Source organism: Bacteroidetes bacterium endosymbiont of Geopemphigus sp. (assembly GCF_002904345.1).
Taxonomy (GTDB): Bacteria; Bacteroidota; Bacteroidia; order Flavobacteriales; family Blattabacteriaceae; genus GSPS2-BC2016.
Genome location: NZ_PEIH01000005.1, coordinates 229,575 through 252,511 on the forward strand (window position 1 = coordinate 229,575; position 22,937 = coordinate 252,511).

Below are 22,937 nucleotides of genomic sequence, written 5' to 3' on the forward strand. Positions count from 1 at the left end.
GATATTTATGGTAAGAAGATCTAATTAATAATTCGCGCCGTTTTTAAATAAGTACAATTAAGCTCTATTACAGATATCATAATACTCTAATTTTAGATGTGTACTGGTCACAATGCTCATGATACACATAGCTCATTTACCCACTTCAGAATAATCCACTCTTATATAATTTTTTACATGTATCATTTTGAATTATTAGATTAATACATAGTACAAACATATTTAAAATTAATCAAGATTAAAAAGAATTTTTTTTTAGGAATTTTCTCTTCAACTTTGGTCTTCGCTCAGCCTGTGAGAATGGCTGCTTTTTCAAAAAATATTTTATATAATAATAAAGCAAAAATAATACTTTAAATGAGAGATAAAGCAGAATATATCTGGAAAAATTGTTTAAATTTTATAAAGGACAATATTTCTGAACATGCTTTTACAACTTGGTTTAAGCCTATAGTACCAATAGCCCTTGAGAAATCTATGCTTACCATACAGGTACCTAGTAAATTTTTCTATGAATGGCTTGAAGAACACTACATACGCCTGCTTAAAGTAGTACTTCAGAAAGAATTAGGTCATGAAGCGCGCTTGGTATATAATATATTGATGGAAAAAAAAGCTGAACAAGACTCGCATCCCCATACTATGAATATACCCAGTATAGGAAAAGAAAAAATGAGGCCTCAGGAAGTTCAGGCGCCACTCTCTTTAAAACCGCGTGAAATTAAAAATCCTTTTATCATTCCGGGACTCAGAAAAATTCATATTGATGCGCAATTAAATCCACATTATACTTTCACTCATTTTATCGAGGGAGAATCTAATCGCTTAGCGCGCTCGGCGGGTCTTGCCATTGCCAGACGTCCGGGAGGCACTGCTTTCAATCCACTCTTTATCTATGGAAACGTCGGACTTGGAAAAACGCATCTGAGTAATGCTATAGGGCTTGAAGTAAAAGAAAAGCATCCTTATAAAACAGTACTTTACTTATCAGCCGAACGCTTCACCCAACAATTCATCGAGGCCATTAAAAATAATACCCGGAATGATTTCATCCATTTTTACCAGATGATCGATGTACTCATTGTAGATGACATTCATTTTCTTGCGAGTAAAAAAGCGACCCAGGAGGCTTTTTTTCATATATTCAACCACCTCCACCAGAGTGGTAAACAGCTGATAATGACTTCCGATAAGCCTCCTATCGATATGCAGGATATGGAACAGCGTTTAATTTCACGTTTTAAATGGGGTTTATCAGCTGAATTGCATACACCTGATTATGAGACTCGTATAGAAATCCTCAAAAGCAAGATTTATAAAGACGGTCTTAGTGTAGAGGAGGCTATCGTAGAGTATATTGCGAAATATATCCATACCAATGTACGAGAACTTGAAGGCGCTTTAATTTCTTTGGTAGCCCAGGCTTCATTAAATAAGAAGGAAATCACACAGAAATTAGCTGAACAAACCCTCATAAATTTCATATCTAACACAAGAAAGGAAATTTCCATAGACCAAATTAAAAAAATTATTTGTGATTATTTCAAGATCAGCGCTGAGCAAATCCAGTCCAAGACGCGAAAAAGAGACATCGTTCAGGCCAGACAATTGGCTATGTATTTTGCCAAGGAATACACAGGTGCTTCCCTATCGAACATAGGCGAAAAAATCGGTCAACGTGATCACGCTACTGTATTACATGCTTGTAAAACGATTAAAAATCTCTCGGAAACAGACAAAATGTTTAGATACTACATCAGTGACTTGCGTAAAAAAATCACCACTCCCTAATCTTTCAAAGGTACAATTACATGTATGGGAAGCTCTTTTTAATTCCTACACCTCTATCGGAAAGCGCTTTTCAAGAAGTATTGCCTGAGCGTATCGAAGAAATAATAAACGAACTAAATCACTTTATCGTTGAAAATGAAAAAAGCGCACGTCATTTTATAAAAAGGATATGCCCGAGAAAACCGCAACATTATCTTCATATCGGTGAGTTACCAAAACATGGTAAAAAAATTCAAAACATTGATTCCTATCTTGAGCCCTTGCTCAAGGGTCATTCGATGGGCTTACTATCAGAAGCCGGCTTACCTTGTATTGCAGATCCCGGATCAAACATCGTACTGAGAGCACATAAGCAAAAGCTGGTTGTGATGCCACTTTCCGGACCTTCTTCAATATTGATGACTTTAATGGCTTCAGGTTTGAATGGGCAGCGGTTTGCTTTTCATGGTTATTTACCTATTGCGAAAAACCTATTGAAGGAGAAAATTAAATCTCTTGAAAAATATTCCAGGGAAAATGGGCAAACACAGTTGTTTATGGAAACCCCTTATCGTAACGGAAAACTCCTGGAAATTCTTCTATCGGTTTGTAATAAATATAGCCTGCTCACCATAGCTACAGATCTTACCGGCAGAGATGAGATGATCAAAACTCAGTCCATTTTAGAATGGAGAAAAACTACAATTAATCTTTATAAAAGACCTAGCTTATTCGGGCTTTTGTCGTTTTAAATCTGTTTGGAGATATTTATAAAAAATAATTTTGGTTTTTTAATGCCATATGTTAGTGATAATCTCATGCCCGAGAAGAATCCAAAGATTATTGATATAGAACCAAAGCATCAAAATAAGTATAGTTTTTATAGAACCGTAGAGCACGTTATAAAAAGAAAAAAGCGCAAAAAAAACTGTAGTAAAAACAGCGCCGGGCACCACTTGCTTCCAGGAAAAGTGAAGATGGGAACCGAAATAACACAAAATATATATCCCAATAAAAAGCCACCCAGAGACTAAAATAATTGGTTAAATTAAGCAGAAAAGAAGGTATAAATATACCTGTAAAAAAGTGCCAGACTAAATTTGACTATGATAGATAAACAAAAGACTCAAAAGCAGTAAAAGACTTAAAAAAATCGTCACTAAATCCGAAGAAAAGAGAAGTATTTCCTAAAGAACGTAACTTTACTCTTTGAAGAAAAGAAATAATTATTTGGCTTACGAAATGATGTTTGATATGGTAAATCAATTCACGGCTTATTTATTTTATGAAATATATTGCACTTTTTGTAGGAAAATCACGCGACGAGAATTTAAAAACGTTCACACGAGTTTATTTCAAAAGACTAGAAAGAGAAATTTCATGTCGTTTTAGAAATTCCTGATGTAAAAAAATCTACCATATCTGAGCAAAAACAAAAAAAGTCGGAAGCAATTCTGTTAAAAGTGTTTCCCGGCGATAAATTTTGCCTGCTCGATGAAAAAGGAAAGACTTACGGTTCTATGGAATTTGCTTCTTTTATCAGAAATCAGCTAAAATATTCCACAAAGTGTTTATTGTTTACTTATTTGCGCTGAGCAACTTTATCGCGCGTTCTCGATTCTTAAAAATCATCCCTATCATCATGAATGATTATAACTACTTAAAAATAAATTACCGTTATGCGATCCATTTAATTTTGATGTTCATTAATTTTGGATTATTATCAACTTTAATCCTGATTTTCTCCTCAAAAATTATTCCTTCTCTGAAATCAGGACCGCTATTACAAATAGTTGGTTATACTCTTCCATTTTTATTTCTTTTCTGGTATATTTATCTTAAAAATCGTAAAGAATCTGTGCAGTGGAATACGCCATGGAAAACACTTGGATGGAATATTTATGTAAGCGCTTTTTGCTTGACAATTTTTACAATTGTGTTAAATGAATATATAATTAATATTATACCTAAAGAAGGTCCTCTCCTAGGCCCTCTCTATAGTTGGTTTGACACAAATATGAAAGAACAATTAGTACATCCAGTTACTTTTTTTATTGCTGCTGTTTTATTAGCGCCTTTTTGTGAGGAATTTTTCTTCAGGGGAATTTTGCTTAACGGTCTCTTACGCGAGAATATCTCACCTGTGAAAGCTATTTTATTTTCATCGTTTTTATTTGGAGTCATACATATGAATCCTTGGCAATTTATTGGTGCTTTTTCTTTGGGAAACCTTATAGGACTGATATATTTCAGAACACATTCGCTTTTATTGTGTATTCTCTTGCACGCATTAAACAACGGGCTTATCGTATTTCTCACATTTATTGATAAAGAGGAGAAAATCTCTCAATGGATCCAATCGCATACTTTTATCGGATGGGTGGCGCTTATTCCATTGGCAGTTGTACTGCGTTTATTTCTTTTCCAGACAAGATTATCTTGGAATCAATGGTCTTTATCACGGGCAGTTCCAATAGACTAATCAAAATGCAAATAATTTTAAATACAAAATCTCAGGTATTTTTTTAAATTACTCAGGTATAAAAAATATATAACAAAAATTGGACAAACCTATCGAAAGAATATGCGTCTTAAGGAAGAGAAAATTTTCAAGAATATTCCGAAACCTTATTTAGGGGAAGATCTAAATATAAGAGTTTTATCATCAGCGGACGTTCTGAGAACGTATTCGAAGCGTTATACCCGAAACGGGAAAAGTAAAAATAGTATTCAAAACCACTAAAGAATTCAAAGAAAATAAAAAACACAGTGCAGAATTCATAGATATTCTTTACCCAAAGAAACTCTACGAGAGATGTATTTTTTTAGAAAAGCTCAAATGATATATAAAAACACCTACAGGTCCATATTTTAGGCTATGATGCGATCCTCATCGCATCGGAAACTTTAGGTGAGTTAAGCTTAGAGGGGAAAATCACATCAACCACATATACACAGCATTGAAGGTACTTTTAGTTTTTTTACAGATATACTCTAAAAGCTTTATCTTATGAAACATGCACAAGTTACCGTGCTTGGCGCACATTCAGCGTTCCCGGCAAAAAACTCGTATCCCACGGCACAAGCGCTACAAATGAAGGGACATCTTTTTCTTATCGATTGTGGGGAGGGCACGCAAAGGCAACTGCGTAAAGCACGCATAAGATTTAGTTCTATAAATCGCATATTTATCTCTCATCTGCATGGTGATCATTTTTTTGGCTTAATCGGATTGATTTCTACTTACCAATTGATGGGACGAGAGGCACCTTTATCTATTTATAGCCCCAGAGGATTGAAAAAAATTATAGAATTACAACTCGTGTACGCTTGTTATTCTTCTTCTTACCCTATTGAATTTATTGAGTTAAATTCTTTAACGTCTGAAAAAATATGGGAAGACGACACCATAAGTGTTCAAACTATACCTTTAAAACATCGAATATATACCAACGGTTTTTTATTTAAAGAAAAGCCAAATCCCAGACGATTGAACGTTCGGGAGATCAAAAAATATCCTGAAATTACCTACAAGCAATATGTTGCCTTAAAAAATGGAGAAGATCTTTTAAGTAACAATCAAAAGATTGAGAACACCCATCTTACCTTAGATCCACCAGAACCCTTATCTTATGCTTTTTGTTCGGATACTTCCTATCACAGGGGGATTGTAGAGGAGATTCAGGGGGTAAATCTGCTATATCATGAATCTACCTATCTCGATAGCGAAGCTGAGCGTGCTGCAATTACCGGTCATAGCACAGCAAAACAAGCTGCTATGATTGCCAAAGAGGCACAGGTAAAAAAATTATTGCTTGGACATTATTCTCAACGCTTTCCGGATATCAAAAAATTTGAACGGGAAGCACAGAAGATCTTCCGTAAAAGCGAAGCTGTAAAAACCTTAAGAAGGTATCTTATAGAGTGAAATTTATAAGTAGCGATAGGTGTTATTACCTTAATATATCTATTTATGAAATTCATATAAAATTATCCTTGTTTCTGTTGCTCGTATTATCGACGCAATGATAAATATGTTTGATCTCAAATTTTATCGACATGATTTTAAAATTCAGATTATTATACGATTTATTCTAAGACAAAATGAGTTATTAGCTTAATAAATCGTTAAATAGCTGGTTTTCCAAAGATACTTTACTATCTGATTAATATTTTTTATTTTTTAATGAATAACATTTTTTAATCTGCATATTTTTTATCAGTTGTAGGATTTATCGATTCATTTTTTTCAGAATAAAGAACTTCCTTCTTCCCGAATACAGAAAAATGAACATAACGCTTTGGATGCAAACGAAAATCACGTGTAAGCAATTCAAGTTCTTTTGAAAGGCCATTGAGCTGATTGTACAACTGATCATTGCCGGCTAATTTCCCCAAAGTCCCATGTCCTTTGTTAATGCCATCGATAAGTTGACTAAGACTTTCTAAAGAACTTTCAAGATGCTGAAAAGTCTCTTGTATAGGAATTTTTTCAATGCGCATAGCCAATTTCTTATAAGTCTCGGCGGCATCCCCGATGCCCTCAAGGGAATGATTAAGCGTCGATTGGTTTGAGCCCACCATCAGGACAGCTGCGTCAGCCCCGGATTTAACTGAAGCTAAAGCGCTATTAAGTCCCTTGATCATTTTTTTGATGCCGGAAGCGTTTTCTTCATTGAGAATAACATTGAGCGAAAGAAGCATTCTATCCATATTATCAAGCGTTTTTTGAAGTTTTATCTTAATAGGGTCAATGCTATTAGTTAAAGCAGCGATTTGCGAGGGTTTTACAGCAGAAGAAAGTGTATCCTGATCTATTGCGATTTTTCCCTCGTTTGACATAAGCAAATTCAATTGAGGACCGTCCACCAATCCCGATTCGGTAATCACTACTGTTGATTTTTTTGAGAACTCAAAATCAGACCATATTCGGAAACCTACTACTAGTTTTCCGGATTTATCCGAGTGAAAAGCAATGCTTTCTACTTTACCTACTTTAAGACCGTTTACCAGCACAGGACGTGAGGGTTCAAGTCCGGAAACGTCTTCATAAATGGCATAAAAACGACGTCCTTTCTGAAAAAAATCATTACCCTTTAGAAAGTTGACCAATCCTATGAAAGAAACGATAGCTGCTATAGCTATAAGTGCCGCCTTTATTTGTTTTCCGTATTTCAAAATCTATAGAATGAATACACGAAATTAATTATTTTCTAGCAAAGCCTCGGTTTGTGTTTTGCTTAAGCAGATCCCATTTTACAGCCAGGATAAAAGCAGAAGAAAAACCTAAATTTCGTGCATGCACAAACCACTCTTTAGCTGTTTGTAACTCTGATGAGGTATTTCCGTAGATATACTTATATAAATTCTCTTTTTTATAAAGAGATACAGGCGCAAGCCCTAAAAAGCAGGATCTACCCCGGAAATCTTTCTCGAAAGGCTTAAAAGCTATATAGTATATACAATACCTAATGGATTTGATGTATTTACCCGATAGCTCTTATCAGGTAGGCTTTCTATGATTTCCACATAAGAATCGGACTCTTTCTAAAGGAATTATACTAGAAATGCCTGGAGCCTCCGTGTTTTTAGCGTCATAATCAGACTTAAATCCGCAAAAGGCCTTATAAATAGCCGAGGCTATCGCCTCCTGACCGGAGGAAGAAGCCAAAAAAGCACCTTCATTTGGATTCGTTATAAAACCTATCTCGATCAGCACAGAGGGCATAGATACTTCACGATTGACAAAAAGTCCGGCTTGTTTCACTCCCCTGGATTGCCGATGGACTTGTGAAAAATTTTCCTCAACTTTTTTAGCAAACTCTATACTATTTCTTAAATAAGTGTTCTGAATCAAAGTAAGACCTATGACCGATTGCGGAGAATTAGGATCAAAACCCTGATAAGTTTTTTTATAATCAGATTCAAGAAATATTACGGAGTTTTCCCGTTTGGCTACCTCAAAATTATCTCCACTTCGTTGCATACCAAGTACATAAGTCTCCGTACCTTCAGGAGAGGCGCGTGGGGTAGCGTTGCAATGAATCGAAATAAACAAGTTTGCATGATGTCGATTGGCAATATTTGTCCGCTCCCCTAAAGGGATAAATACATCTGTTTTACGCGTATAGATTACTTTCACCTGCGAAGGATAATTTTGCTCTATATACTCACCTACTTTTTTTGCTACTGATAAAGCTATATTCTTTTCATAGCCTCCATAGCCATAAGCTCCGGAGTCTTTACCTCCATGACCTGCGTCGATGACTAATACAAAAGACTTCTTTGACTGCGCGGGAGCAAAAAATGAAACAATAAACAGTAGAAAATAATAAAAGACGTGCTTCATAAGAGAGAGCAATTTTTAACTATTTTTGGGACTAATAGCAGCCTAAAATATCTCAAAAACTTGTTTAAAAATGTATTGGTAATTATCATTTATTTTTTTTTTATACTCAAGGGGAGTATAGCGAACGCGCAATACTCGCCTATATTTCTTTCCGGTGATCCGGAGTCTGTAAAAATAACCAAAGATACGTTAAAAGCAGAAAAAGAAACTCCTATCAAAGATACCGTAGAATACGATGCCGATACCCAGGATCATGATCTTCTTGAAAAAAAATCTTACCTCATAGGAAACGCCTCAGTGAAGTATACTGATATGAATATATCAGCTAACTATATAGAGATCAACTGGAAAACCGACATGATTTACGCACGTGGAAAGCTTAACGTCTTGGGAAAGTCAGAGAGCTCTGCCACCTTAACACAAGCGGGAAAAAAATACGAATACGATAGTTTTTATCTAAATTTCAAGACCAAAAAAGGAAATTTCCAAAACATACGAACCGAAGAACAAGAGGGTGTAATTATCTCTAAAAGAGTGTTGCGAAAAAACGATAGCGTCAACCTAATGCGCGATGCTTTGTATACGACAGATACTTACTTCAAAGATAAAAAAACCGAGGATCCTGATTATTTCCTTAAAGCGCGAAAGATCAAATATTATGATAAACAATCTATTATCACGGGTCCTGTATTTATATATATTTACAAGACACCATTTCCCATACCTTTACCTTTTTCTTACATTCCTTTCTCAGAAAGGAGTAGCGCCGGATTTATATCACCGCGTTGTGGAGAGAACAACGATCAAGGTTTTTTTATAGAAGATCTAGGTTTTTTTTGGCCCATTTCCGATTACTGGCAGGCTAAAATATTCAGTTCATTCTATACCAGTGGAAGCTTGGCGATTCGTTCAATAACAGACTATAAGAAACGTTACAAATACTCCGGGGGGTTCCAATTCAATTATGATATGCGGATCAATGGTACCAGAGGACTGGATAATTATGGAAAATTTAAAAATTATCAAATACGTTGGAACCATACACAGGATAAAAGTGCGCATCCGAGTTTAACTTTTTCTTCCAGTATAAATTTCTCAAGTAGCAAGTTCTATAGAGAGGGGCTATCTATAGATAATATAAATAACGGAAAAGTATATAATAACAATAGCAATTCAAGTATTAGTTTGGATAAAATATTTGGGAATATTGCCACGATGAAATTGAAAATTGTCGATTTAAGTCAAAATTTTAACACGAGAGAAATTAGAGGAGCTTTTCCAAGTTTTACATTGAATGTAAACCGACAAAATCCTTTTTCAAACAAAAACGACAGGTTTTTGCAAAACCTATACATCGATTATAATTCTTCAGCTAGCAATAAAATCAAAACTTCGGAAGAATCCTTTTTTAAAAATAAGATGTTTGATAATATGAAGACCGGAATTCATCATGAGTTAAAATTTGGCAGTACTCTAAAGATATTAAAATACATACGTCTTTCACCAAATATAACCTATGACGAAGTCTGGGACTTACAAAGTATTGAAAAACGCTGGGATTGGGATGTTAAAGAGAAAAAAGAAACAGAGCAGATACTAGTAAAGAAAGGCTTTAAGAGTTTTCGTACCTTTAGTGTCGGAGCTGAGTTAAACACTACGCTCTATGGTTTTATGCGGTTCAAAACCGATACCTTTTTTCAGGCGCTAAGACATAAAGTAGATCCAAAAGTTACTTTCAGATACGCACCAGATTTTACAAAACCCTTCTGGGGCTATTATAAAATATATAACGTAGAAAACGCTCAAAAAATACCTTATAGTATTTTTGATAGCTCTTCTTATATAGGTGCGCTTAGCAACACATCAGGTCGGAAAGTAGAGTTTTCTCTGAATAATAATTTGGAAATGAAGGTAAGAGATGAATCCCAGGTTGGAGGAGTACGTAAAATAACTCTTCTTGAGCGATTCAATTTTAACACTCATTACAATCTGGATAAAGAAACCTTTAAATGGTCAGATATTGATTTTAGTGGAAACACCTCTTTCACCAAAAACATAAGCACTCAATTTATCGGAAGAATCAATCTCTATAAAACGATAACAGACGTAAAAGGTCCTTCTAAAAAAATCAGAGTTGATAAAATAGGCCCTTTTACGATGAAAAATTTCAACTTAAATTTTAGTTATTCCTTAAATAATGAAACTTTTCAAAAAGAGGATTCGAAAAAAAAAGAAGATATTTATAAGAAAAAAGGCGAAATTCGTTACGAAAAATTTGTCTTTGACAAAGATAATTATGCCCATTACTCTCTACCTTGGAGCTTAAATACAAGCATAAGCTACAATTATGATAGATCTTACGTAAGTGATATCCGTACCCACAGGGCAGAGCTGCGATTCGATGGAAAGCTATCACCTACACCTTATTGGAAAATTACATTTGATGGTTATTATGATTTGATGGGTCAAAAAATCACTCGATTAAATTTAAAATTTGAAAGAGATCTGAGAAGTTTTTCAATGAATTTTAACTGGACTCCCGTTTCTTCTGGTTTTGGATCTACATGGAATTTTTTTATAGGAATAAAAGCCAACGTTCTTAAAGATTTAAAGTTTGATAAAAAAGAATCCTTCTCAAGATCGATGGATGATTTCTAAATGAATAATAGTACTTAGTTTTTTTGCGTAAAAAAAAGGTTTGAAAAAAATCTTATAGTGTAATATTTCACGAACTTTTGAAAAAAAAATATCCCTTAAAAAATAGGCTTTTTTTGACTATTTTAGTTTTACTTATATTTGTTAGACCACACCATAAAGAAGATTTTTCATGAAAAAAATTATTTCCCCAACGAATGCCCCCAAACCTATAGGTCCTTACAGCGGAGCGATCTTAGTTGAGGGTTTTTTATACGTTTCGGGCCAAATACCAGTAGATCCTTCCAGCGGGAAAATTGTATCGGATAATATAAAAGATCAAACACTACAGGTGATGAAAAACCTTAAATACTATCTTCAGTGCGCAGAAATGAATTTTGAAAATGTAATAAAAACTTCAATCTTTATAAAAGATATGAATGATTTTTCTAAGATTAATGAGGTGTACGGAAATTTTTTCAATGAAAGCAATTATCCAGCAAGAGAAACGATAGAGGTATCTCGTCTTCCAAAAGACGCACACGTAGAGATTTCACTTATTGCTCATTCCTCGAAGGCTAAAAATACAACCTCCTAAAAAAATTTCATTCGAATGAAAATACTATTTATTTTTCAAAGGAGTGGTAAAATATGCATGAGAGCTATAGCGAAGAAGAACGTCACGAGATTGCTAAAAGGTATAAAGAACTTTTAGCGGGAGCTTACTTAAGCTTAAATACAGAAGACAAAAAACTTATTCGAAGAGCTATGGAGGTAGCTGCCGATGCCCATAAAGGACAAAAGAGGTATTCAGGCGAAGCTTACATCCACCATCCTATCGCTGTAGCAAAAATCGTTTCACAAGAAATAGGCCTCGATGCCACAGCTATAGCAGCAGCCTTATTACACGATGTAGTAGAAGATAGTGATTATACGTTAGAAAACATCTCACATGCTTTCAATGAAAAGGTAGCCAAAATTATTGATGGTCTTACCAAAATTTCGGAGATCAAAAATTCAAATATTTCATCGCAGACTGAAAATTACAGAAAGCTTTTATTTACTCTTTCTGAAGACATCCGGGTAATTCTCATTAAACTGGCCGATAGATTGCACAATATGCGTACCATGGAAGTCATGCCAAGGGAAAAGCAAAAGAATATCGCCTCGGAAACCCTTTACATTTTTGCTCCTCTGGCACATAGGCTGGGACTTTATAACCTTAAGATGGAGCTAGAGGATCTAAGCGTTAAATATATCGATCCAAGAATGTATAGATATATTCTCAAAAAGCTAGAAGACAGCAAACAAGAACGGGAAGATTATATTGAAAAATTTAGCAAAAGTATACGTGAAGCCCTTGACAAGGAAGAAATAAAACACCAGATTAAAGGTCGTCCCAAATCGGTTTTTTCTATCAAAGAAAAAATGAATAAACAAGGGGTGCCTTTTGAAAACATTTATGATATTTTCGCCATACGAATTATTTACGAAGCTACGCCCAAAGAAGAGCGTTTTCTGATCTGGAAAATTTATTCCATAGTGACTGACTTATATTATCCAAATCCAAAACGTTTTCGTGATTGGATATCACATCCTAAGTCTACAGGTTATGAATCTTTACACACCACAGTAATGGGGCCTCAGGGGCACTGGGTGGAAATACAGATTCGTTCAGAACGCATGAACGAAATCGCTGAAAAAGGCATTGCGGCACATTACAAATACAAACATGGCTTTGAGCAAAACGAAGAAAAAGGTCTGGAGGGTTGGCTTAACAGGATTCGTGAAATTTTAGAAACCGAACATTCTAACAGTACAATAGAACTCGTCGATAACTTTAAATTAAATCTTTACGCCAAAGAAATATATGTTTTTACGCCCAAAGGCGATCTGATCTCACTTCCTAAAGGAGCTACCGCCCTTGATTTCGCTTATAACATTCATTCATTTATAGGAGACAGGACTTTAGGCGCCAAAGTAAACGGAAAAATCGTAACGCTTAAACACGCATTACAAAGCGGAGATCAGGTAGAGATCATAAATAGTTTGAATCAAAAGCCTAAGGTAGATTGGCTTGATATGGTGATCACCTCTAAAGCTCGTTCAAAAATCAAGAGTGCGCTAAATATAGAAAAAAAAAAAATTGCCGATCAAGGCAAAGAAATTCTTGAGCGCAAGCTACGTCACCTAAAGGTAAAATTCAATGAAAGCACTGTAAATGCGCTAGTAAATTTCTTTAAGATCTCTACTAGTCAAGAAATATTTTATAGAGTAGGTAATGGAGCAATTGATAGTCATGATCTCAAGCTATTTTACGATGAATTTAATAAAACAAACATAGTAGTAAAAGGAAGTTCAAAAAAAACTTTGGAGACCTCTCCGGTAGATTTCAATACTGATAAAAAACAAAATAATATACTGGTTTTCAATAACAATCAGCAAGATCTCGCCTATACCTTAGCTCCATGCTGTCATCCCATTCCTGGCGATTTGGTCTTTGGCTTCGTAACTATTAATCAAAATATCAAGGTGCATCGAGAAGATTGTCCTAATGCTATTAGTTTACGCGCGAATTACAAATATCGTATCATCAAGGCGAAATGGATTAACTCTTTAGATAAGGATTTTGAAATCAGAATCAAGATAGAGGGATTTGACCGAGCGGGTATTGTTAAAGAAATCGGAGAAATTATTGCCCAGCATATTCAGCTGAATATTAAAAACATAAATATTTCCAGCGGTAATAATTTTTTTGAAGGCATTCTCACGTTAGAGGTAAAAAATAAATACCAAGTAGATCATACTATCAAGCAACTTGAAAACATTCATAATATCAAATCGGTTAAACGCCTGGAAACACATCCGCAACCTAAACATGAAGAGAAATCCTCTTTATAGTCTCTATTCTAAGGATTTAAATTATGATATCTTTATGAATAGGTCGAATAAGCATCTTAAAAACTCATGAATCCAATCATAAAAAAGAGTCGTTTTGAAACCGTTAAAAAAGTACTTGAGGAGTATCTTAAAAAACATGGTCATCGCAATACGCCCGAGCGTTATGCTATCTTGGAAGAGATTTATAAGTGTGATGAGCATTTTGATGTGGAAACGCTGTATTTTAATATGAAACAGAAAAAATACCGCGTGAGTCGAGCCACCCTTTATAACACCATTGCACTTTTACAGGATTGCAAGCTGATTCGCAAACATCAGTTTGGGGAAAATCAATTTCACTATGAAAAAGCTTACTTTGACAGGCAACACGACCATCTGATTCTTAGCGATACTGGTGAGATCATCGAATTCTGCGATCCACGCATCCAGGCGTTGAAATCCACCATTGAAGAACAGTATAATGTAAAAATAGAGAGCCATTCGTTATACTTTTACGGGATCAGAAAAAAATGATCTTCAAAAATTTTAAATATTTTTTTCTTTTTACTGCTAGCTTATTGATTATTAAAGGTCATCTCAAAAAAAATCAATTATCAAAAAAAAAGATTCACCTTATCCATGCAGATCTTATACAAAAAAAAGGGGTTATAGATCCCGATGCCTTGTTTCTTAGCGGAAATGTTTCTCTTGAACATCAAGGAAACACATTAGATTGTGACAGCGCGGTGTATTATAAAAAAAGCAATGAGTTTAAAGGTTTTGGACAGGTAAAGATGCACTCGAAAGACCGGAGATTTACAGGAGAGAAACTCGAATACGATGGTAATAGTGGAATTGCTAAAGTCTATGAAAAACCAGTGGCGTATGAAAAAGAAACTGAAATTAGGGCGGATACTCTTTACCATGACTCACATACAAAAATCTCCAGGGCTATTGGAAATACCTTGCTTACAGATAAAAACACTCGCGTAAGCAGTTCACTTCTTGAATACAACGGCAATAACGAACAGGCGTATTACACTACTGGAGGCACTGTGTATGATGAAAAAAATATCTTAAAAAGTCTTAAAGGAGTTTATTTTTCAAGAGAGAAAAAAGCGGAATTTCTTTCAAATGTGGATATAGAAAATCAAGAATACAAAATTCTCTCTCATAGAGCTCATTATTACACAGAAGAAAAAAAAGTGGACTTCTTAGGCCCTACTACCATAAGGAAAAAATCTAAACCTCAAGAATATATCTATACTGAAAAAGGAAGTTATTATACTCAAGACAAAAAAGCTTATGGACAAAAGGCTCCGAGTTTACATTATAATGGAAAAATCCTTAAAGGCGACAGTTTGTATTTCGATCAGATCAGTGGATTCGGATCTGCTACTGGAAACGTCTGTCTGGAAGATCCCGAAAAAAAAAGATTCCTCACCGGAGGTTACGGGGAAATCTATCAGCCATCCGATTCAGCTATACTTCTTAAAAAACCTTTGGCTATAAAGCTTGTCAAAAATGATTCTATTTTTATTCATGCCGACACGCTTATAGCGGTGAAAACGATAGAATCAACTAATGTAATTCGTGCTTATCATTTTGCAAAAATGTATAAAACAGATATGCAAGCTAAATGTGACTCTATCGTCTATCATGAAGATCAAGGCCAGATGAGTTTCTATAAAGATCCCGTCTTTTGGCGTGAAAATCAGCAAATCCAGGGGGATATGATTCATGCTTATATTCATCCTGAAAAAGAAGTGCTTGATTCCATGCAAATCATTGGAAACGCCTTTGCAAGTAGCAAAGTTGACTCTCTTAATGAAAAAGAATTCAATCAGCTTAAAGGACGTTTTATGAGTGCTTATTTTAAAAATAGCCAAATCGACAGTATAGAAGCAAAAGGGAATGCCCAGAGCCTTTTTTTTGCTGAAGAGGAAGACCAAAGAAACAAAGTTAAACGCCGTATCGGTATTAACAGATCAAATTGTGGACTTATTTTAGCTTGGTTTACACCAGAGCAAAAAATCCGGAAGGTTTCCTGCAGACAAAAAGCTCATTCAATTCTTTCCCCTGAAGTAAAATTCCCTGAGCAAGAGCATTTTCTTTCTCATTTTCAATGGCGAGATAAAGAACGTCCCATAAAAAAAGAAGAGATTTTTATTCCAGATATCCTCTCCTATCGTAAAGAGCAAGAAAAAAGCAAAAAACTATAAAAAACTTGGGAAAAAACCTATCTGAAGATGGATCTTAAAAAATCTTTTTACATTATCAAGCTCAAACCAGTTTACATCCTATAAGTCTGGAAATCACTAATAATCAAGAATGCATGTCATGATGTACGGAGAGTTTATACAGGGGTTTTGTGTAAATCTTTGTGAAAAGCTTGTTTGCTACAACCCTGGGAGGCCTGGAGAGCACCTACCTGGTTAATCCGGAAACGGAGGCTATAGAGGGGAGCTATAAAATTGGCTAATCATTATACTGGTCGATATGAGATCATCTCCTGTGAATGTGAAAATGTTTATCAATGCTTATCATGGTAACACACAAAGCGCACTAAGTCTCATGGGACAAATTATCCCTAAAAGAACCTTCTTCCCTTTATTAACTGACGTTCGATTTATTAGATTCAATGAAGAAGAAGATCTTGATAAAATCACTGAAAAAAACTGTTTGCGTTCTTTTGGAAAACATATAGGGATCAGCGCGATTTGTTTTACCCGAAAAATCTTACCTTAGAAAGGTAAAGAAGTGCTATCAACAAACCGGCGCTTAATGAAATATAGCCGGGTTTTGCACGAACTGGAAAGTTTTTTTGCCTTTGAGCATTGTGAAAATGCCCTACCGGATGTTCTGGTCATGGGAAAAGGAATGGGAGGTGGCATGCCTATTGATACATTTATAGTCTTCGAAAGAATTATGAGCTGCCTCAGTCATAATCCCACGCTGGGGTATATTACTACTTTTGGCGATCACCGAGTGATCGCCAAAAGTACCTTGGCTACCTTCTTAGATGAGCTCATGGAATGGCGATTGATGCAAAATATTTCGGAAAAAGAAAAACTTTTTCAAGAGCTACTCGTACATAAGGAAATTCGATTCATACAAGGTCGCGGGCTGATGCTCGCTTGCGAGCTAAAAAGAATACGTATTGAAAACAACCCAGGCTTTCCTTGCAAAAGGATTGATTGTTTTTTGGCTGCTTTTCTCAGGAGATTTGCGAATCTCTCCTCCTTTAAGCCTTATCTCAGAAGAAGTATACAAATGATGTTATATTCTGCTTGAATGTCTCGATGAAAATCCCTCAATCTTTTGAATGATGAAAACATCTTTTGAAAATATAAAAATTGAAGGTGTGTTACCCGTAATAATACAGGATGAAGACACAAAAGTAGTAATTGAAACTGCTTTTATGAACCAAAACGCACTGGATAAAAGTCTCTCAGGAAAAGCTTGTTATTTCCTTCGGGATACCTTACTTGAAAAACATCCAGAGCTTCAGGTGCAACAGGTACTGTTTAATGAGAAAAAAAACGTACTTCTAGTAAACGTTTCCTCAACACATCCAAAAGGAAAAAGCCAGTGGGGTGAATTAAACGAAGTTAAAGAGAAACTCTCTTTTCTAAGCAAACTTGAAGAAGTTATAGAACAATATCGTTTTTATGGAGACAAAAAATCTTATCGTTGTCCACTATTCCGAACGAATCTGAATAAAATTGTGAAGAAACTTGGCGAAGAAGCTACTGAATTTATTATAGAAGCTAAAGACGATCATAACGATAAAAAATTCCTCAATGAAGCAGCTGACTTGATTTTCCATTTTTTAATATTGCTCAATGCCAAGGGTCTACATTTTGATGATGTGCTAAAAATTTTACATAAAAGGGAACAAAAAGGAAAATTAAAAAGGAAAATAGAACGCCTTAAAGAGAAAATACGAAAACACAACCATCGCTTAAAATAATAATTTATTATATTCCGGATCTCTTGTGCCCAGTTCTATGACCTCAAGAGCTTTAATATCGTTCTTATCAACACAAAAGCACAGCATGGTACGCAACTGATGAAAGCCATATCGACCCGCTGCTCCAGGGTTCATGTAAAGTATACTAAGTTTTTTATCGTATAATATGCATAGAATATGGGAATGTCCACAGATAAACAGACGAGGGCTCTTTTTTTTTAATTCTTCACGAACTCTAATATCATAACGACCTTGGCAACCCCCTATATGTGTGATCCATACTGATACTTCCCCGAAAAGAAAACGCGCTGATGCCCAGGATAAGATTTTCTTTATATCTATATCATCTATATGTCCATAGACAGCCTTTAAAGGGGCCCATTCTTCAAGCGAAAGAGCTACTTGTAAAGATCCAATATCTCTCTGGCATGCCAGATCTCATCAACGCTATTCGCGTAATAGAGTATGCGCTGATCCATATAACCATGGGTATCAGAGAGCAAAAGAATTCGTTTCACTAAGACTTTGTATTTTTACAAATTCAAAATTAAAAAACCATTGCGCTACTTTATCGAGCTGGCCTACAACGGAACAAGATACCATGGTTGGCAGATGCAAAAAACCGGAATTTCCGTAGAAGAAGTACTTGAAAACTGCCTTTCTCAACTCCTTAAAACACCTATAGACCTTATAGGGGCCGGACGTACTGATAGCGGTGTGCATGCAAGGCAATTTTTCGCTCATTTTGATTATGCAGAATCTCTGAATCAGAATCTCATACAAAGACTTAACGCTTTTTTACCTTATGATATTAAAATTTATAAAATTTATCCGGTGGCTTCCCGAGCACATGCGCGCTTTAGTGCATTAGAGCGCAGTTATTGCTATTTCATCTCTTTAGGAAAGCACCCTTTTTTTAAAGAGTTTAGCTGGCAATGGCTCTCTACTCCGCTTGATATGGAAGCCATGAATCAAGCAGCGAGAATACTTAAAAATTATCGGGATTTCAGCAACTTTTGTAAAACACATGCTAACAATAAAACCGGTCTATGCAAAATAGAATATGCTCAATGGAAATACGAAAATGATTTGTTGTACTTTAAGATCACAGCCGACAGATTTTTAAGAAACATGGTACGTGCCATTGTAGGGACGCTTATTGAAGTAGGTAAAAGAAAGATTTATCTGCAAGAATTCCGCAAGATTATCGAGGCCAAAAACCGGCAAAAGGCAGGAACCTCAGCGCCGGCAAAAGGATTGTTCTTAACTTCCATACGCTATCCAAAGAGTCTTTTTTTATGAAAAAGGCCGCAGAAAATAGTTCATCACTTAGAAAGCTAATTCATATGAGCTGGCGTTATCGCGGACTTACCCTTTCGATTTTACTTATTTCCATAGCACTTTCAATAGCAACGGCCTATCGGCCCAAATTAATCCAGCAGGCTATTGATGAACCGATTTCAGAAAAGAATTTTCCTTTTCTTTTGCATCTTATCTTATGGATAGGGCTATTGCTATTTCTAGAGGGGCTTTTTCAGTTTGTACTGAATTATTTTTCCAATGTTCTGGCGCAAAAAGTGATCAGTGAACTTCGGGTAAAACTCTTTAACCGATTACTGAGTTTTAAACTCGATTTTTTTAATAAAACACCTGTGGGTTTGCTTATAACGCGTGTAGTATCTGATATAGAAACTATCGCAGGTGTATTTAGTGATGGGATTTTACTTCTCTTTGGAGATTTATTTAAAATCCTTCTCATTATAGGGATGATGTTCAATATAGATGCCCAACTGGCAATTATCAGCTTGTTGATCCTTCCAAATATGTATTGGATTACACGTTATTTTCAGCGTTCGCTCAGGAATACCTTCCGTGAGGAACGCTTACAAAACGCACATTTGAACAGTTTCAGCCAGGAGCGTATCAGTGGAATGATGATAGTACAGCTCTTCAACAGAGAAAAACTTGAATATAAAACCTTTGAGAGGATCAATTACCAGCTAATGCAAGCTTACTTTAAGACGATTTTTTATTTCTCTATTTTTTTTCCCATTGTTGAATTGCTTTCCAGTGTAAGCGTCAGCGCACTTATAGGCTATGGAGCTTTTCGAGCGATAAATACGGCCGATGTGAGCTCGGGAGAAATCGTTGCCTTCATCTTCTTTATTTATATGCTTTTCCGACCAATGAATCAAATGTCAGATCGTTTTAACACCATGCAAGGTGGACTCGCTGGAGCCGACAGAATATTCGATTTGCTCAATCAGAAATTCGAGACGCCTGATGAAGGTAAACTTCAGCCCATAAAATTAAAAGGACATATCCTCTTTGAAAATGTTCACTTCTCATACACCCCAGAAGAGAGAGTACTTAAAGGACTTTCGTTAGAAATCTTACCTGGCGAGAATGTAGCCATTGTAGGTTCCACAGGAGCGGGAAAATCTACCTTAGTACAGCTTTTGGCTCGTTTTTATGATATAGAGAGCGGCTGTATTAGCATAGATGGACATCCTATTAAAGATATCGCTTTAAAAAATCTCAGAAACCATGTCAGGGTAATGACACAAGAGCCTTTTCTGTTTAATGATACTATTAGAAAAAACGTAAGTATGGGAAAATCCATAGACTTAAAAAAAATTCGCGAAAAAGCTCGAATTATAGGTATAGATAACATTATCATGTCATTACCCTTAGGGTATAATCAAAATGTAGAAGAAAGAGGAAGGTTATTTTCTATAGGTCAGCGCCAGTTGCTGACTTTTTTAAGGGCGCAATTGCATCCTCATTCGATTTTGATATTAGATGAAGCTACGGCTTCGACAGATAGTTATACTGAAGATCTTATGTATAAAGCTATGAAAAACTTAACTCACAAAAAAACATCCATTGTGATAGCTCATCGTTTATCTACGGTAAAAAAAATGGATAAAATATTAGTTATAAATAAAGGAATATTAATAGAACAAGGAAATCATAATGATTTATTACTAAAAAAAGGTTATTATTGGAAAATGTATAATTCACAAATTTCGAAAAAGAAAAGAATGAATTAAACTTTCAAACAACTCCGAGGTCGTAATTTTTAGTATATAAAAAATCCACCATATATTTGCGGTTGCAATTCAAATCGTGATAAAGATGAAAAAAATGATTTTCGTTCTATTTGCAGTATTTTTAGCTGTATTTACCTCTTGCAAAAAAACCTACTGAGGATAGTGTAGCTGCCAATATGGAAGACAAGGTTCAGCAAAAAGGCGATGCTACGAAAGATGTTGTTGAAGATAAAATATCTGAAGACATGGACAACATGAAAGATATTTCTGGCAATATGCCAAAATTTAGCAGTGAAGAAGCTCAAAAATTCGTGACCGACTATTCACAATATATAAAAGACTTTAAAGCTACCGCTCTTGATGGAAGCAAAGGAAAGCTTGTTGAATTTCAAAACAAAGCTCAAGAATGGAGCAAAAAAGCTCAGGAAATTTCTTCCAAATTAAATTCTGAAGAGTCAAAAACCTTTATGAGATGGTTTAATAAAACCAACGAACAAATTTCGAAATAGTTCATCTCTTTTCTGATTTTTATACCTTTTACTTCAAGCCTTTTCTCCGCGCCAAGCGCTAACTTTTTCATGGAACATATTCTTTTCCAACAAAGGAGTTGGACCTAAGGTAAGTATATGCTCAACATAAGGTCAATATTCTCCCAGGCTTCTCTGTATAGCTCTTCAAACTTAAAGTGTAATGTAAATAAATTGAAGACCACGTATATTCTAATACACTCCTCTTAGGTTCTAGATAATATATTTGAAAGTACTCAATTAAAAGATTAAGATCTGCAGCGATTTCAAAAGGGTATTTTCATCATTCAAACCTGTAGAATTTGATTTTATAATCATGATTAATTTGTGTTTTCGCAAACATTTACTTAAAATTAAAGCATTTTTACGAGACTCTTTAATGAATTTAAAAATTCACAAGACCTCTTTTTTTATACGATGATGATTACTCAACTACAATATCTTCTCGCTGTACTAAGTATAAAAATTTTACTATCGCAGCAGAGCAATTCAACCCACTTTGGATACGCAAATTCAAAAACTCGAAGAAAATTAGGAACTGAACTGCTCGACCAAAGCTTCACATCTTATTATGCATACTCCTATAGGCAAAAAAAATCATTGCACAGGCAAAAATAGTGACGAACGAAATGTGTAAATTTTAGCACATTCTTGAAGAAGAAAAAGGAAGTCTAGAAAGCTCATTTAATCTGGGCATTGCTCCCACGAGCAGTTCATCTGCTACCTTTATTTATTGAAAAATTTCTCAAAAAAATACCCTAAGACTACGCTCAAAATAAAGGAAACCTCTACAGAATATATGATTGGGGAACTATAGGAAAGGAAACCCTGGACTTTTATATCACTCCTGCTTATACTTAAATAGATGTCTTTATGAACCCGCGCTTCATGGGGCTTTTATCCCTCGACAACATCCACTTTTAAACAGAAATTCATCACATCAACTAATATATTAAATATAGCGGAAACCTTGAAACTTTGTTAGAACCCTCTAAGAGGGAGGGGCTTTGGAATTATCTTATTACCTCTACTACACACGAAGAATTTGTCTGAAGATGATAAAAAATTCTCAAAGCCTTTTAAAAAAGCTATGAATTACATTTTAAAATTTTCTTTTATGAAATAGCTGTATGTTTTTATTGGAGGCGGATTGGGAAGTATGCTACACTATTATTTGTCTTTAAAATACGAATTCAATCACAACCGTTTTCCATTAGCAACCTTTTTTATAAATATTTCCGGAGTTATGGTCGGAGGAATTTTTCAAACTAATAGGAAGATAAAAGAATCATTTTAGTGCTTTGCTATGCAGCTTCAAGTATACTGCTTGAAGTACTTGCGGTAAGCATGAGGTTGAAAATAGCAAGCAAACTACTTAGAGTAAGTATTCTCAACTATTCTTAACAGAGAAAATCGAGTTTTTGCTATAAATAATCAAGCCTCCCCTTGAGAAGGCCCGAAATTTAATGGAAGAGAGGAATCTACTTCATAAATCTTCCCATAAGATTTCTCGTAATCGCGAAGACTTTTTATAAGCAATTGTGAAAAACGCTTAGACTCGCGTGGAGAAAGTATCATTCTTGAGCGCACGCGAGGCTTGGGCACACCAGGCATTAAACTAACAAAATCGATGACAAATTCCATAGAAGAATGATTAACTATAGTCATATTTGCATATAAACCATCACTGATATTCTCAGGCAATTCTATACCTACATTTTCCTCTTCAGGTGCAATGGCTCTATCCATTC

General features: G+C 35.2%; 19 protein-coding genes and 1 pseudogene. 16 read left to right on the top strand and 4 right to left on the bottom strand.

Annotated features, from left to right (window positions below; translation table 11 throughout):
* Nucleotides 1–357: 357 nt before the first annotated feature.
* From dnaA to CS842_RS02315, 5 genes and pseudogenes are all read left to right on the top strand, one after another.
* The gene (gene dnaA / locus CS842_RS02285; protein WP_103327290.1) at nucleotides 358–1,791 is read left to right on the top strand and encodes a chromosomal replication initiator protein DnaA; all 1,434 of its coding nucleotides are present in this window, start codon (nucleotides 358–360) and stop codon (nucleotides 1,789–1,791) included.
* Between the two features lie 20 nt (nucleotides 1,792–1,811).
* On the top strand, nucleotides 1,812–2,522 hold the full coding sequence (locus CS842_RS02290; RefSeq protein ID WP_103327291.1) for an SAM-dependent methyltransferase: 711 nt from the start codon (nucleotides 1,812–1,814) through the stop codon (nucleotides 2,520–2,522).
* Between the two features lie 642 nt (nucleotides 2,523–3,164).
* Nucleotides 3,165–3,420: pseudogene (locus CS842_RS07800) on the top strand (23S rRNA (pseudouridine(1915)-N(3))-methyltransferase RlmH).
* Nucleotides 3,413–4,252 carry a CPBP family glutamic-type intramembrane protease gene (locus tag CS842_RS02310; RefSeq protein WP_103327294.1) on the top strand — a complete coding sequence of 280 codons (840 nt, stop codon included), beginning with the start codon at nucleotides 3,413–3,415 and terminating at the stop codon, nucleotides 4,250–4,252. The pseudogene CS842_RS07800 and the gene CS842_RS02310 overlap by 8 nt, the downstream one beginning before the upstream one ends.
* A gap of 528 nt (nucleotides 4,253–4,780) precedes the next feature.
* Nucleotides 4,781–5,698, top strand: a complete 918-nt coding sequence (locus CS842_RS02315; RefSeq protein WP_103327295.1) for a ribonuclease Z — start codon at nucleotides 4,781–4,783, stop codon at nucleotides 5,696–5,698.
* Between the two features lie 272 nt (nucleotides 5,699–5,970).
* On the opposite strand, the gene CS842_RS02320 is transcribed toward CS842_RS02315, so the two are convergent.
* Nucleotides 5,971–6,948 carry an MlaD family protein gene (locus CS842_RS02320; protein WP_195909836.1) on the bottom strand — a complete coding sequence of 326 codons (978 nt, stop codon included), beginning with the start codon at nucleotides 6,946–6,948 and terminating at the stop codon, nucleotides 5,971–5,973.
* Nucleotides 6,949–7,273: 325 nt separating this feature from the next.
* On the bottom strand, nucleotides 7,274–8,119 hold the full coding sequence (locus CS842_RS02325) for an N-acetylmuramoyl-L-alanine amidase family protein (protein WP_103327297.1): 846 nt from the start codon (nucleotides 8,117–8,119) through the stop codon (nucleotides 7,274–7,276).
* A 60-nt stretch (nucleotides 8,120–8,179) separates the two neighbouring features.
* On the opposite strand from CS842_RS02325, the gene CS842_RS02330 reads away from it, so the two are divergent.
* The 8 genes from CS842_RS02330 to hisE all read left to right on the top strand — a co-directional run bounded on the left by CS842_RS02330 (nucleotide 8,180) and on the right by hisE (nucleotide 17,606).
* Nucleotides 8,180–10,777 carry a putative LPS assembly protein LptD gene (locus CS842_RS02330; protein ID WP_146037432.1) on the top strand — a complete coding sequence of 866 codons (2,598 nt, stop codon included), beginning with the start codon at nucleotides 8,180–8,182 and terminating at the stop codon, nucleotides 10,775–10,777.
* A gap of 169 nt (nucleotides 10,778–10,946) precedes the next feature.
* The gene (locus tag CS842_RS02335) at nucleotides 10,947–11,351 is read left to right on the top strand and encodes a RidA family protein (protein WP_103327299.1); all 405 of its coding nucleotides are present in this window, start codon (nucleotides 10,947–10,949) and stop codon (nucleotides 11,349–11,351) included.
* Nucleotides 11,352–11,404: 53 nt separating this feature from the next.
* On the top strand, nucleotides 11,405–13,654 hold the full coding sequence (locus CS842_RS02340; protein WP_103327300.1) for a RelA/SpoT family protein: 2,250 nt from the start codon (nucleotides 11,405–11,407) through the stop codon (nucleotides 13,652–13,654).
* Nucleotides 13,655–13,720: 66 nt separating this feature from the next.
* A complete protein-coding gene (locus CS842_RS02345) occupies nucleotides 13,721–14,167 on the top strand; it encodes a Fur family transcriptional regulator (protein WP_103327301.1) in 447 nt (148 codons plus the stop codon).
* Nucleotides 14,164–15,855 carry an OstA-like protein gene (locus tag CS842_RS02350; protein ID WP_103327302.1) on the top strand — a complete coding sequence of 564 codons (1,692 nt, stop codon included), beginning with the start codon at nucleotides 14,164–14,166 and terminating at the stop codon, nucleotides 15,853–15,855. The genes CS842_RS02345 and CS842_RS02350 overlap by 4 nt, the downstream gene beginning before the upstream one ends.
* Before the next feature lie 277 nt (nucleotides 15,856–16,132).
* Nucleotides 16,133–16,381, top strand: a complete 249-nt coding sequence (locus CS842_RS07580; protein ID WP_322746653.1) for a hypothetical protein — start codon at nucleotides 16,133–16,135, stop codon at nucleotides 16,379–16,381.
* A 36-nt stretch (nucleotides 16,382–16,417) separates the two neighbouring features.
* Nucleotides 16,418–16,927, top strand: a complete 510-nt coding sequence (locus CS842_RS07585) for an aminotransferase class III-fold pyridoxal phosphate-dependent enzyme (protein WP_346962749.1) — start codon at nucleotides 16,418–16,420, stop codon at nucleotides 16,925–16,927.
* A 31-nt stretch (nucleotides 16,928–16,958) separates the two neighbouring features.
* On the top strand, nucleotides 16,959–17,606 hold the full coding sequence (gene hisE, locus CS842_RS02360; protein WP_103327303.1) for a phosphoribosyl-ATP diphosphatase: 648 nt from the start codon (nucleotides 16,959–16,961) through the stop codon (nucleotides 17,604–17,606).
* On the opposite strand, the gene CS842_RS02365 is transcribed toward hisE, so the two are convergent.
* Nucleotides 17,598–18,041 (bottom strand): metallophosphoesterase family protein, encoded by a 444-nt coding sequence (locus tag CS842_RS02365; RefSeq protein ID WP_346962751.1) that lies wholly within the window; start codon nucleotides 18,039–18,041, stop codon nucleotides 17,598–17,600. The genes hisE and CS842_RS02365 overlap by 9 nt on opposite strands.
* A gap of 90 nt (nucleotides 18,042–18,131) precedes the next feature.
* Here CS842_RS02365 and truA point away from each other — a divergent pair, with 90 nt between their 5' ends.
* From truA to CS842_RS02380, 3 genes are all read left to right on the top strand, one after another.
* Complete coding sequence (gene truA / locus CS842_RS02370; RefSeq protein WP_265614191.1) at nucleotides 18,132–18,908, top strand: tRNA pseudouridine(38-40) synthase TruA; 777 nt, start codon at nucleotides 18,132–18,134, stop codon at nucleotides 18,906–18,908.
* Entirely contained in the window at nucleotides 18,905–20,659 is a 1,755-nt protein-coding gene (locus CS842_RS02375; protein ID WP_103327304.1) for an ABC transporter ATP-binding protein, read from the top strand. The genes truA and CS842_RS02375 overlap by 4 nt, the downstream gene beginning before the upstream one ends.
* Nucleotides 20,660–20,835: 176 nt before the next feature.
* Nucleotides 20,836–21,168 (top strand): hypothetical protein, encoded by a 333-nt coding sequence (locus CS842_RS02380; protein ID WP_103327305.1) that lies wholly within the window; start codon nucleotides 20,836–20,838, stop codon nucleotides 21,166–21,168.
* A gap of 1,452 nt (nucleotides 21,169–22,620) precedes the next feature.
* Here CS842_RS02380 and CS842_RS02385 read toward each other — a convergent pair.
* Nucleotides 22,621–22,935, bottom strand: a complete 315-nt coding sequence (locus CS842_RS02385; RefSeq protein WP_103327306.1) for a DUF3467 domain-containing protein — start codon at nucleotides 22,933–22,935, stop codon at nucleotides 22,621–22,623.
* Between the last annotated feature and the right edge of the window lie 2 nt (nucleotides 22,936–22,937).

Coding starts and splice junctions, on each gene's coding strand:
- CS842_RS02290 (WP_103327291.1), top strand. CDS start 1,812: ATGTATGGGAAGCTCTTTTTAATTCCTACACCTCTATCGGAAAGCGCT.
- CS842_RS02315 (WP_103327295.1), top strand. CDS start 4,781: ATGAAACATGCACAAGTTACCGTGCTTGGCGCACATTCAGCGTTCCCG.
- CS842_RS02340 (WP_103327300.1), top strand. CDS start 11,405: ATGCATGAGAGCTATAGCGAAGAAGAACGTCACGAGATTGCTAAAAGG.
- CS842_RS02325 (WP_103327297.1), bottom strand. CDS start 8,119: ATGAAGCACGTCTTTTATTATTTTCTACTGTTTATTGTTTCATTTTTT.
- CS842_RS02375 (WP_103327304.1), top strand. CDS start 18,905: ATGAAAAAGGCCGCAGAAAATAGTTCATCACTTAGAAAGCTAATTCAT.
- dnaA (WP_103327290.1), top strand. CDS start 358: ATGAGAGATAAAGCAGAATATATCTGGAAAAATTGTTTAAATTTTATA.
- CS842_RS02385 (WP_103327306.1), bottom strand. CDS start 22,935: ATGGATAGAGCCATTGCACCTGAAGAGGAAAATGTAGGTATAGAATTG.
- hisE (WP_103327303.1), top strand. CDS start 16,959: ATGATGAAAACATCTTTTGAAAATATAAAAATTGAAGGTGTGTTACCC.
- CS842_RS02380 (WP_103327305.1), top strand. CDS start 20,836: ATGGAAGACAAGGTTCAGCAAAAAGGCGATGCTACGAAAGATGTTGTT.
- CS842_RS02310 (WP_103327294.1), top strand. CDS start 3,413: ATGAATGATTATAACTACTTAAAAATAAATTACCGTTATGCGATCCAT.
- CS842_RS07585 (WP_346962749.1), top strand. CDS start 16,418: ATGAAATATAGCCGGGTTTTGCACGAACTGGAAAGTTTTTTTGCCTTT.
- CS842_RS02345 (WP_103327301.1), top strand. CDS start 13,721: ATGAATCCAATCATAAAAAAGAGTCGTTTTGAAACCGTTAAAAAAGTA.
- CS842_RS02335 (WP_103327299.1), top strand. CDS start 10,947: ATGAAAAAAATTATTTCCCCAACGAATGCCCCCAAACCTATAGGTCCT.
- CS842_RS07580 (WP_322746653.1), top strand. CDS start 16,133: ATGAGATCATCTCCTGTGAATGTGAAAATGTTTATCAATGCTTATCAT.
- CS842_RS02350 (WP_103327302.1), top strand. CDS start 14,164: ATGATCTTCAAAAATTTTAAATATTTTTTTCTTTTTACTGCTAGCTTA.